General features: G+C 37.4%; 10 protein-coding genes. 5 read left to right on the top strand and 5 right to left on the bottom strand.

Translation table 11 applies throughout. From position 1 onward, the window contains the following. Nucleotides 1–80 precede the first annotated feature (80 nt). From ACF3OC_RS05265 to ACF3OC_RS05275, 3 genes are read right to left on the bottom strand one after another with little or no spacing between them, the layout of a single operon-like run. Nucleotides 81–1817 (bottom strand): M61 family metallopeptidase, encoded by a 1737-nt coding sequence (locus ACF3OC_RS05265; RefSeq protein ID WP_094280357.1) that lies wholly within the window; start codon nt 1815–1817, stop codon nt 81–83. A 40-nt stretch (nt 1818–1857) separates the two neighbouring features. Continuing rightward, nucleotides 1858–2355, bottom strand: a complete 498-nt coding sequence (locus ACF3OC_RS05270; RefSeq protein WP_094280358.1) for a dihydrofolate reductase — start codon at nt 2353–2355, stop codon at nt 1858–1860. Nucleotides 2356–2372: 17 nt separating this feature from the next. Further along, nucleotides 2373–3194, bottom strand: coding sequence for a thymidylate synthase (locus tag ACF3OC_RS05275; RefSeq protein ID WP_094258191.1), 822 nt, complete (start codon nt 3192–3194; stop codon nt 2373–2375). A 196-nt stretch (nt 3195–3390) separates the two neighbouring features. Here ACF3OC_RS05275 and mtaB point away from each other — a divergent pair, with 196 nt between their 5' ends. Next, nucleotides 3391–4710: a tRNA (N(6)-L-threonylcarbamoyladenosine(37)-C(2))-methylthiotransferase MtaB gene (gene mtaB / locus ACF3OC_RS05280; protein WP_094258308.1), complete on the top strand. Its 1320-nt coding sequence runs from the start codon at nt 3391–3393 to the stop codon at nt 4708–4710. Between the two features lie 59 nt (nt 4711–4769). Here mtaB and ACF3OC_RS05285 read toward each other — a convergent pair whose 3' ends face one another. Together ACF3OC_RS05285 and ACF3OC_RS05290 are read right to left on the bottom strand one after the other, a co-directional pair. Next, the gene (locus ACF3OC_RS05285; RefSeq protein ID WP_094280359.1) at nt 4770–7037 is read right to left on the bottom strand and encodes an inorganic phosphate transporter; all 2268 of its coding nucleotides are present in this window, start codon (nt 7035–7037) and stop codon (nt 4770–4772) included. Nucleotides 7038–7135: 98 nt separating this feature from the next. Beyond that, entirely contained in the window at nt 7136–8023 is an 888-nt protein-coding gene (locus tag ACF3OC_RS05290) for a DMT family transporter (protein ID WP_094280360.1), read from the bottom strand. A 256-nt stretch (nt 8024–8279) separates the two neighbouring features. Between ACF3OC_RS05290 and ACF3OC_RS05295 the strand changes: the two genes are divergently transcribed. The 4 genes from ACF3OC_RS05295 to ACF3OC_RS05310 all read left to right on the top strand — a co-directional run bounded on the left by ACF3OC_RS05295 (nt 8280) and on the right by ACF3OC_RS05310 (nt 12442). After that, on the top strand, nt 8280–8867 hold the full coding sequence (locus tag ACF3OC_RS05295; protein WP_094258194.1) for a C40 family peptidase: 588 nt from the start codon (nt 8280–8282) through the stop codon (nt 8865–8867). Nucleotides 8868–8985: 118 nt separating this feature from the next. Next, a complete protein-coding gene (locus tag ACF3OC_RS05300) occupies nt 8986–9486 on the top strand; it encodes a hypothetical protein (RefSeq protein WP_256962505.1) in 501 nt (166 codons plus the stop codon). 317 nt (nt 9487–9803) lie between these two features. Continuing rightward, nucleotides 9804–10529, top strand: a complete 726-nt coding sequence (gene aqpZ, locus ACF3OC_RS05305) for an aquaporin Z (protein WP_094258195.1) — start codon at nt 9804–9806, stop codon at nt 10527–10529. 92 nt (nt 10530–10621) lie between these two features. Further along, nucleotides 10622–12442, top strand: a complete 1821-nt coding sequence (locus ACF3OC_RS05310) for a DNA polymerase III subunit gamma/tau (protein WP_094280361.1) — start codon at nt 10622–10624, stop codon at nt 12440–12442. Nucleotides 12443–12504 lie beyond the last annotated feature (62 nt).

A 12504-nucleotide genomic window follows, 5' to 3' on the forward strand; every position in this document is an offset into this window, starting at 1 on the left:
TAAAGCTATACTTTGGCTGAGTAAAGCATAAAAAAACAGCATCATATTGATATGATGCTGTTCTAAAAATTATTTTTTAATTACAAGGATAGCCAGATATTTCCAAGCTCTCTTTGTTCCTTAGTGCTCTCTTCTTTTCTTTCAATGATATAAGAAACTTTTTCGCTGGCTTTCAGGCTGATGCTGATTTCCCGCATTAATCCATCTCTAGCAACAAGAATACGAAGATTATCGCCAATGCTACTGTTTAGAACGGCTTGGTCTAATTCTCTTCCTTGAGGATCAAGTCTGTTGCCATTGACAGCAACAATCTCATCGTCTACGTTTAATCCGTCATTCCAAGCTGCAGAATTTCTATCTACATTTTTGATCATCGTTCTTCCATCCTGATGAGAAACCTTGATTCCAATACTTGGAGTTTGGTTATTTTGATTTATATCGTAAAATTGATATCCAACTAAATTGAAATAAGCATTATAATCAATTTCTTCAGTGCTATAAACCGCTTCGAAGATTTCAGTCAACGGAACTCCAGCGATTTCCTCTGCTAAATCTTGAAACTCTTTTTCGGTAATGCCGCGATTTTCAATCAGGTAATATTTATCATAAGCCGCCTTAAGGACATTATCTAATCTCTTATTTCCGTTTGTTTTGGCAATGATATAGATGTCAATCATGGTTGCTAACATGGCTCCCTTGTTATAATAGGAGATGCTCACATTTGCAGAGTTTTCATCTGGTCTATATTGTTTGATCCAGGTGTCAAAACTCGAGAGTCCTACGGATTGGATTTTATGTCCAGGTCGGTTTAATACCAGGTTAAACTCGGATACCAATTCATTCAGATACTCTTGTTCATCCCTGAAGCCACAACGTCTCGTGATTAAATTATCGTAATAAGCTGTGAACCCTTCAAAAATCCACAATAGAGGGGTGTAGTTTTCCTCATCATAATTAAAAGGGCCCAGGTTTGCAGGTCTTAAGCGCTTGACATTCCACAGGTGAAAATACTCATGAGCAACAAGGCTTAGGAAATTGTTATAAGTAATCTTATTGTTGTATGCAGATCTTGAAGCAGCTAGGACAGTTGAATTTAAATGCTCTAAACCACCATGAGAACTTAGATAGTTATGGGTAATAAAGACATATTTATCATTTGGGTTAGAGCCCCAAATAGAAGTCTCTACTTCAACAATTTTTGTAATATCCGCAGACAATCTATCCTTATCGTAAGATGCGGTACCTACCATTGCAAATTCATGCGGAATACCTGCGGCATTGAAAGTCCATACATCCTGGTTTCCAATTTCCAAAGGCGAATCAAAAAGGATATCAAAGTTGTCCGCAAAAAACAAATTGATTTTTCCTTCTACCAATTCCAATCCTGTTGAGATTTTACTCCAATAATCAGGAAGATTAACTTTTACGGTAGAGGTATGGTCTAAATAACCGTCGATATAAAGAAAAGTTCCGGCAGGGCTAATAAAGGCATGTTGATCATCGACAAAATTAGTGCGGACAGAACGTTCAAAACTATATACCCGATAAGAAACTTTGACCTGAGCTCCATAGGAGTGAAGTCTCCAGGTGTTTTTATTTGTTTTTTGAAGAGGGATTAACTTGCCATTTGCGTCTTCAGCTTTAATCTGTTCGATGTTTTTTGCAAACTCACGGATTAAATAAGAACCTGGTGTCCACACGGGCATTTTTAGGTCAAGGAAATCTTGACTAAAGCCATCAATAATCATTTGGACTTCGACATAGTGAGCCTGGGGCTCAATAAATGACAACTGGAATTGTATACTGCTATTACTCATAATTTAATAACGTAAAAAGGGAAACCAAGTTTGGTCTCCCTTATTTTCTTTTATATACTTCAAATGTATAATCAAACTTGTGTTTTTCGTCTTTTTTATGTGGGTCTTGACTCATTAATTCCCACTCATTTGCTGGTAATTCGGGGAAGAATGCATCGGCATCAGAAATTGTCGTATGCACTCTCGTTAGGAGTACTTCATCAGCAAGAGGTAGTGATTGTTTATAGATTTCTGCCCCACCGATGATAAAGATTTCATTTTCATCTCGGCAATAATTCATTACGGCTTGGACGCTATTGGCAACATCTACTTCATCAGCTTTAAAGTTAGCTTGTCTGCTGATTACGATGTTTCTTCTTCCAGGCAATGCTTTTCCGATGGATTCAAAAGTTTTTCGGCCCATGACAATGGAGTGGTCCATTGTTTTGGATTTGAAGTATTTGAAATCATTGGGTAAATGCCAAGGCATTTGGTTTCCTTTTCCGATAGCATTATTTTCGGCGGCCGCCACAATCAATGTAACTTTAGGATAACTCATTTACGGTATATGATTTATTAAACAGCTACTGGAGCTTTAATATGAGGATGATGTTCGTAGTTTGTTAGTTCAAAGTCTTCAAACTTGAAGTCAAATATATTTTTAACTTCAGGATTGATAATCATTTGAGGAAGAGGTTTTGGGTCACGGGACAATTGCAATTCCGTTTGTTCAAAATGGTTGCTATAGATATGAGCGTCGCCCAAAGTATGTACAAATTCAGCGGCTTCCATATCACAAACTTGAGCTACCATCATGGTTAATAGCGCATAGGAAGCGATATTAAAAGGTACCCCTAAGAAAATATCAGCACTCCTTTGATATAATTGACATGAAAGTTGAGGTTTCATGATTCCTTTTTCTGGTTGAGCAGGTGCTACATAGAATTGGAAGAATGCATGACAAGGAGGAAGAGCCATATTTTCTATTTCGGCTACATTCCAAGCCGAGACGATAATCCGTCTAGAGTCAGGCGAGTTTTTAAGCTGATTAATGACTTGGGTAATTTGATCGATATGACGACCATCCGGGGTTGGCCAAGATCTCCACTGCGAACCATAAACAGGTCCAAGGTTTCCATTTTCATCTGCCCATTCATCCCAAATACTCACGCCATTTTCTTTCAGATATTGAATATTGGTTTCCCCTTTCAGGAACCAGATTAATTCATGGATAATGGAACGTAGGTGCAGTTTTTTAGTGGTTACTAAAGGAAATCCCTCTTTCAAATTAAAACGCATTTGATACCCGAATACACTTTTTGTTCCTGTTCCAGTTCGGTCTGTTTTTTCAACACCTGTAGTGTATACATGTTCAAGTAAGTCTAAATATTGTTTCATAGAAAATTTCCCTGATTTTATATCCTACGAAGATACCCATTTTTTTGATAAAGTATTTCGGTTTTTGCTAGGGATTGAGAAAATCGTTTTCCTAATACCTTCAGGTGCAGAAATGTGCAAATTAATCATCATTCAATTATCACAATTTTTATACAATTATCATTTTGGATCATTTTATGTATTTTTGCAAAATATTATGGGAAAAAAAGTTGCTTTCTATACATTGGGGTGTAAGCTGAATTTTTCAGAGACATCTTCCATTGGCCGGATCTTTAAGGATGCGGGTTATGAAACTACGCCTTTCAACAGTGCGGCAGATGTTTATGTGATTAATACATGTTCAGTTACTGACCATGCGGATCGTAAATGTCGAAAGGTTGTGAAGGAAGCATTAAAGCATTCCCCTAATGCCTATATTACTATTGTTGGCTGTTACGCACAATTGAAACCAAAGGAGATTTCCGAAATTCCGGGCGTTGATATGGTCTTGGGCGCGGCAGAAAAGTTCAATATCATTGAACATATTGATGATTTAACCAAAAATGAGAAGGCCATTGTTCATAATGCTCCAATTGATGAGACGAATCAATTTGTTTCAGCCTTTTCTATCGGCGACCGAACTCGTACATTTTTAAAAGTTCAGGATGGCTGTGATTATTCATGTACCTTCTGTACCATTCCATTGGCACGTGGTGCAAGTCGTTCTGGCAAGATTGAGGATATCGTTTTACAAGCGGAGGAGATTGCGGCATCTGGGGTTAAGGAAATCGTATTAACGGGGGTGAATATTGGTGATTATGGTGTTCGAGACGGTAAGCGTCAAGATCGCTTTGTAGATTTGGTAAAAGCATTGGATGAAGTAGAGGGGATTGATAGGATTAGGATTTCGAGTATTGAGCCTAATTTATTAACCAATGAGATTATTGAGTTTGTAGCACAGTCTAAAAGATTTGTTCCGCATTTCCATATGCCATTGCAGTCTGGGAATAACAAGGTCCTTGCACAGATGAGACGTCGCTATAAGCGAGAATTATATGCAGAACGAGTTGCGAAAATAAAATCATTAATGCCGAATTGCTGTATAGGTGTAGATGTCATTGTAGGTTTTCCAGGTGAGACTCGTGAAGATTTTATAGACACTTATAATTTCTTGAATGAAATGGATATTTCATATCTGCATGTGTTTACTTATTCGGAACGTGAAAATACCATTGCTGCTCAAATGGAAGGGGCTGTTCCAGGAGCACAGCGTAGCGATCGTAGTAAAATGTTGCACATTCTATCTGAAAAGAAAAGAAGAGCATTTTATGAATCGCAATTAGGCTCTATTGATGAAGTTCTATTTGAAGGTGATATCAAAGACGGTTTTATGCATGGATTCTCGAAAAACTATGTTAAAGTACGTACTCCTTATGATCCATTGTTAGTCAATGAAGTAGTTCCAGTCAAGTTTTTGACCATTTCAGAAAATGGAGATGTGGATATTGAAGAGCTACCGGAAGTATTGGTTCATTAAGAAATAAAAGATATAAAAAAATAGGATGCTGAATTCAGCATCCTATTTTTTTATGCGCTTTAGGCATTTCTACGTCTAAAGCTATCGAATTCTTTATGTAGACGCATCAACTTGAAGGTTGAGCTGATTAATTCGTTTGTTTCAAGTAGAATGGAGAAATACAAACGGCTATTTTTTGGACTGTTTTCAGAAGTTCTAATCCGATCAATCTGTTTATCCAATAAATTGTTGATATACTCCTGAATTTCTTCTCTTTCCTTAATGATTTCATCAATTTTACTAAAATCAAGACGCTTATAAGTCATATTGATTTTTGAGAACCATTCTGCGATTCGCTCAACCACATATTTAAGATCCTTCGCTTGGCTAATCTTCAGCGGTTTATGGTTGTTGTCAACATGAGATAATGCATTTGAATTGATAACAGCCACGTTTTCAACCATATCTTGTTGATATCCTAAGGAAATAATGTAATATCGACTACCCTTAACGGAATTATCGTCCAGATTTCGGATATAGTCATACATTGCATTATTTGTCGAGTTCAGGTCGTTTTGAAGCTTTTTAATTAACTTTTTGTTATTGGTTAAGCCATCCAAGTCTTCCTTGATTAGGGAGTCAACAGATTCTTTGAAGAATAGATTTGTTTTTGAAAAAGTTTCACTGATTTGCTGCGCACTGGTTTCGATGACCTGCTGAAGGCCAATAATATCACCTTTTTCAAGATTAAGTTCTTGCAGGGCTTTAGCCTTGATTTTACGGTCATGGCTTTTTGCATTTCTATAAAGTAATAACGCTAATACGATCAGGGAGATCACAAAAGTTACGATTCCACCGATTTTCAGGAAGAATGCAAAAACTACTGCGCCCAAGAAAGCACACCCAGCAGTTACAAACCAACCTCCAATAACATGGAATACACCAGATACTCGATAAACAGCACTTTCGCGGCCCCAAGCACGGTCTGCAAAAGCAGTACCCATTGCTACCATAAAAGTTACATAGGTCGTTGATAGCGGTAATTTCATCGATGTACCCAATGCAATTAAACTGGAAGCAACCATCAGATTCACTGAAGCCCGAATCATATCGAACATCGGTTCATCTTTAGATTTCTTTTTCTTGCGGTGAGCGTTCAGAATCGGGTTTTCAAATTTCTTGTCTAAACTAGCCTGCAAAGTTCTAGGCATTAAATAACTCAATCCTGATCCTATTTTAATAAAGCCTCTTACGATGCTTCTAGAAAGCATATTGGATTTGAATTTTTCTGTACCATCACCTTGGTTAGAAAGGCTCATTTCAGTTTCAATAACTGTCTTTGCCTTTTTAGAGGTCCACAGCGTTATTACCATGATAATTCCAGCACATAACAGGATCCAAGTAGGAGCCATAATTTCACTTGAAGCTAGGGCATCCATGGTAAAGGTATCCGGGTTAGCACCTGGAATAGATTGAAAAATCTCAACGGATTGAACCGCTGCAACCGGAACACCGATAAAGTTTACCAAGTCATTTCCTGCAAAGGAAAGTGCCAAAGCAAAGGTTCCGATACCGATAATAACTTTTAAAATATTGTATCCTAGTAGGTTGATGATATAACTAATGATGGTGAAGACCACAAAAGAACCTGCCAATAACATAAGTTCATGGGTTTGAACCCAATCTTTAACCTCTGATCCAATAAAGGATACGCCTTTTAACCCTTTGATCAGGATAAAATAAGAGATAAAAGCCATGGCAATTCCACCGAAGAATACACCGATTGTTTTTAGTTTATTTTCAAATTGAAAGGTAAAAAGTAACCTGGAGATATATTGTACAGCCATTCCGACCGAAAAGGATATGACGACGGAAAGTAAAATGCTATAAACAATTTCAGAAGCTTTTTCAGTGTTGATATAAGAAGCCAAAGATGACCAATCGCCTTCTTTTATTGCAATATTATAGATGGCAAGACAAATCGCCGCACCTAATAATTCGAAGACGATCGATACGGTAGTGGAAGTTGGGAGCCCAAAATAATTGAATACATCCAGTAGGATAATATCCGTTATCATGACGGCGAGAAATATCGTTATGACATCATCAAAAGAGAATTTACTGGGGACATAAATACCACTACGTGCAATTTCCATCATTCCGCTCGAGAAAACCGATCCAAAGAGGATACCCAAACTGGCAATAATCATAATGCTTTTGAAAGGGATTGCCTTAGAGCCAATTGCGGAATTTAAGAAGTTAACTGCATCATTACTTACACCAACCATTAAATCTATTATAGCAAGAACTGCTAAGGTGATGAGTACGAGATAAAGATAGTTCTCCATATTTTTGTTAGTTGTTAATCCAGATTTATCTGATGAGCAGATAAATAAGCTGAGAAATAATTTCTAAAACTGCAAGTATAGCGTAAAAACCTTAAAAATTAGCTATTTGTTTTTAAAATATTCTTCCAGAATATAGTTAATAGGATGAAAAGGACTCCTAACCATTTTATCCAACTTACAGGTTCATTCAAAACTAAGTAAGACATGCAAACAGCGACCGGAAGTTCCACAGCACTTAATACGGCACCCAGGGAATAACCCGTTTTCGGCATTCCATAGGCAAATAATAGGGGAGGAATGACCGTTCCAAAAAAGGAAAGTAATAATCCATAAGGTAAAATTCCAAGAAAGGTCTCCGGAGATAAGAGGCTTATAGGTTGAAGCGTAATTGCAATAAGAAAAAGTGCTCCAGAAATCATGATCGCACTTTTATGGATAGGGTGATAGTCATTTCCCACTCTTCCATTCACAATCATAAAAACAGAATATGCAGTTGCAGCCAGTAAACCGTAGCCAATTCCTAGCAATGAAAAAGATTCAAGAGGTTCTTCGATCATTCCTGTGGCTAAAACTGTTCCAGCTAAGATGGCGACAATTACAATAATTTGGCTTAGTTGCGGTTTAACCTTAAAGAATATCAATTCAATGATCTGTCCAATCCAGATGTATTGCATTAGTAGAACAATCGCCAAGGATGCTGGGACCAACTCTACACATTTATAATAGAGGATGCTCACCATTCCGGTACTAATACCACTAAGAAATATTTTCCATTTAGGACTTATAGAAGGGTGATTAGTTTGTGGTTGGAAGTTTTTAATTAGTAACCAAGTTGCCCATAAGAAAATTACGCCTAATAAGGCTTGTATCCCTGTTACTTCTCCTAAGTTAAAGCCTTGTTCATATGCTTTTTTTACAAAAGTTGATAGAATTCCGAAGCTAGCGGCTCCAATGAAAACAGCAATAGCACCTTTCGTTTTGTTCATGCTGGCAAAAGTAGGTTAAATATCTTCTTAGAGCTAAGGAATAAATAAGTTGTTGACAAAGAAAAGACAATAAAGGATTTCAGTAATTGTTAGGCTGGGTTTGGTTGTCGTAACAAATATTTTGCCCTCTATGGATTGTTTTGGGCTAATATTAACCTATATTGTGCTGCATCGGCAAAAAAAGAAATCACAATTGTGGAAAAAAAGCAATGGTTTTTAAATTTGTTGGTTGATATTTTTGAGTTGGAGGTTTTGAATGAAGATTAAATACGGTTTATTTTTACTTCTTTTCGCGGGATTATTATTTAGTTCCTGTGGTGCTAAGCGTAAGACTGCGGGAGGGAATTCCTATGGCAGTGTCAAGCCTAAAAAAGGGGCGCCACTTTCAGATGCGAGTGATGCCCGAGCGAATGAATATTCAGGGAATAAGCTCGATAATTATGCAGAGCTATTAGGAGTAAGGACCAAGGATCTCGATAACAAAAGCCTTTATTTTATGATTGATGAATGGATGGGTACTCCACATCGTATGGGAGGGATGGATAAACGCGGAGTTGATTGTTCTGGATTTGTAACCTTGATGTATGATAAAATTTACGGCAAGGAACTACCGAGAACTTCTCGGGATATGGCGGATAATGTGAAGAGGAAATATGAGAATCAGCTTAAGGAAGGGGATTTGGTTTTCTTTTCATTTGGAGGAAGAAATATAGATCATGTTGGGATCTATTTGCATAATGGTAAGTTTGTTCATGTTTCAACCCGAAAAGGGGTAATCATTTCGAACTTGAACGACAGTTGGTATTACAAGTATTTCAAGCGTAGTGGTACCCCAAAGAGCTAAGGGGCTAAGCGACCTGATGTATTATGACAATATTATGGTCAATAAAAGGCTTTATTCTAAAAATTGCCTGATAAAATGTCTACAAATCCCTATTTTTGTGCACATTTTATAGAGTATCATGTCAGAAAAAACGAAAAAGATCTTTTTAGGCCTTTGTGTCATTGTTCCATTTTTAATTTACTGTGTATATTATTATTCCTCCATGGTTAAAAATGCACCGTATCGCTATTCCGATTTTGATCATATTGAACTTACTTATGGGTTTCCTGATTCCATGTTGAATCATTACAACTCAAAGACGCAACAATATGATTATCTAACCAAGGATAACAAATTGGTGAAGGATACATTGAAGCTTAGAGATAATGATTTGTTGTTTTTACATCGAAAAGCTCAGGAGTTGGGGTTTTGGAATTTGCCGGATGATATGACGGTTGATTTGACAAAGCGGGAAACTTCAAAGCGTTTGCCGAGGTTCAAATTGACCTATGCCTATAAAGAAAAGACAAAAACTGTGACGTTTGATCCGGATTATCCGGGGCCAACCAAAATGGTAGAGGCGGGTCGAACTACTATTGATGAGGTAATCAGGATGCTGGCGACAGCACAAGCACGATAAGCAAGGGAATTTATTTATTAATTTTCTCTTAACAGTAACTTTAACCGTTAGCCTTACTTTTGAGTCAAGTAATTTGTTTCAATAAATTGTTTGGTGATTTAAAGGTTATTAGGTAAAACAATTAAGAAAAAGGGTCGATGTGATATCGGTCCTTTTTTTTTGTGTCTTCGATTTTGGGGGATGTTTCTTAGAATCAAGATGTTAATTTCTTCAAAGGCAAATAGTGTCTGTTAATTCCCTAAAACCAATAGTTTTCTATTTTATTTTATAAGGAAAATATTAATATTAATTATTAATTTGTGTTCAAATAATAAATTATGGAAACAAAAACATTATCTAAATTTATTGCTGAACTAATTGGAACATTTGGTTTAGTATTGTTTGGCTGTGGTGCTGCTGCGATTGCGGGGGCAGATACACTTGCACAAACATCAGGTTTAGGGCTATTGGGGATTGCCTTGGCATTTGGTTTATCGGTAGTGGTCTTTGCCTATGCTATTGGTGGGGTTTCGGGTTGTCACATTAATCCGGCAGTAACCTTAGGGGTCTTGGTATCTGGACGTATGTCTGGAAAAGATGCGATCGTTTATATTACAGCTCAGATTTTAGGGGGTATTTTAGGTGCATTTGTGTTGAAGACTATTCTTTCGGGGCAATTGGCAGGATTTCATGCATCAGAATGGGCGTTTGGTTCCAATGGTTGGGGCGCAGGGTACCAGAATGAGTATGGTATGATGGCTGCCTTCATTACTGAAACTGTTTTGACAGCATTATTTTTATTTGTTATTCTAGGGACTACTTCCAAGTTAGGAAATGGCACGATGGCTGGATTAGCGATTGGATTTACTTTAGTATTGATTCATATGGTTGCTATTCCAATTACCGGTACGTCTGTGAATCCTGCAAGAAGTTTAGGTCCTGCGATCTTTGCAGGTGGCAATGCTATTTCACAGGTTTGGTTGTTTATGGTTGCTCCATTAGTAGGTGCTGTAATTGGCGCTATCCTATGGAGATTAATTTACAGCGAGCCAAAAGCGAATTAGCATTATATAATATTCTTTTTATTAATTTTTTGAAAAGCTACCTTTTGGTAGCTTTTTCTTTGGGCTAAAATTCAAAATGATTATCTTCGTGCATGGATAATTTTATTGTTTCTGCGCGGAAATACAGACCAGTCACCTTTGACTCCGTAGTTGGCCAGCAACACATTACCGGTACCCTTAAGAATGCAATTCATAATAATCAATTAGCACAAGCATTTTTATTTTGTGGTCCACGTGGTGTGGGGAAAACTACCTGTGCTCGTATTCTAGCAAAAACAATTAATTGTGAACATATTACGGATTCAAATGAGGCCTGTGGTCAGTGTGATAGCTGTAAGTCTTTTCAAAATGGAAATTCCTTCAGTATTCATGAGCTAGATGCCGCATCCAACAACTCGGTTGATGATATCCGTTCATTGATTGATCAGGTAAGAATTCCTCCTCAAACGGGGAAATACAAGATTTATATCATTGATGAGGTTCACATGCTTTCACAACAGGCTTTCAATGCATTTTTGAAAACCTTAGAAGAGCCACCTTCCTATGCGATCTTTATCTTAGCAACGACTGAAAAACATAAGATTCTTCCAACTATTCTTTCTCGATGTCAAATTTTTGATTTCAACAGAATCAAGGTTGAGGATATGGCGAACCATCTGGCTGCAATTGCAGGGAAAGAAGGGGTTACCTATGAGATGGATGGCTTGCATGTCATTGCTCAGAAAGCTGACGGCGGACTTCGGGATGCACTATCGATGTTTGACCAGATCGTTAGTTTTTCGAATAAAAACCTTACTTATCAAGCCGTAATCAATAATCTGAATATCTTGGATTATGATTATTATTTTCAGTTAATGGATTCGCTAGCAAAACAAGATGCAGCTAATAGTCTTTTGATCTTTGATAAGGTGTTAAATAATGGTTTTGATGGGGGACATTTTATTGCTGGACTATCTTCTCATATCAGGAACTTATTGGTAAGCAAGGAACCGAGTACTTTAAAGTTGCTTGAGGTGAGTGAAAATGTAAAGAAAAGATATCTAGAACAGTCTCAAGCATTATCCAGTGGTTTATTGCTATCAGCCTTAAACATTGCCAATCAATGTGAGGTGAATTATCGAAGCAGTAAAAATCAACGCTTACAGGTGGAGCTATCTTTGTTAAAGATGTGCCATATAGCGAGTGCCATACAACTTGGAGCGGAAGGGGTGTCAGCACTAGCTGAATTAAAAAAAAAACTCCCTAACTCAGGTGTAAGTCCTCAATCTGCAAGCAGCTCAATACCAGTATCCACAGGTCATATAGCAAATACAACAAAGCCGGCAGCTTCAATTCCGAAGCCTATGGCAAGTCCTGTTGTTGCTAAACCTGAGCCGCCGGCAAATTCAACGATCCCAAGCAGCAATCCTTCTTCAGAATCTCCAAAACCCGCTTCCAAAGGCTGGGGTAATATTAAAACATCGGTTGCCATTCCTAATTTGAACACCATTTTTGAGGATAAGAAAAAGGATGGGGAGGAAGAGAATGAGTTAGTTGAAGGAAATGAATTCTATGAAGTAACTCAGAACTCATTTTTAAGTAAATGGAATGAGTTTGCGGAAAAACTTCGGTCAGAAAGTAAAATTACCTTATATACGATTATGACTTCCAACGCTCCTGTTTTGGAAGGTTCCAAAATTAAGGTTGAGGTTGAGAATATGGTGCAGATGGAGGAATTGAAGTTGGGTAAGATCGATATGCTGAATTACCTACGGGTTCAACTACGAAATTTCTCTTTGGATATAGATGGCGTAATGGTTGAGAAGACCAAGGAAAGGAAGCCATATACCTCACAGGAAAAGTATCAGGCGATGGTTGCCAAAAACCCTTTGCTTGATGAGTTAAGAAAAACATTTGATTTGGGTTTAAGCTAATCAATTTCTTTTCTACCTTTGTACGAATTATTTGAGGGTGTAATTCCCTTTTATTCATAAAT

This window comes from Sphingobacterium cellulitidis, from assembly GCF_043187465.1.
Classification (GTDB): domain Bacteria; phylum Bacteroidota; class Bacteroidia; order Sphingobacteriales; family Sphingobacteriaceae; genus Sphingobacterium; species Sphingobacterium cellulitidis.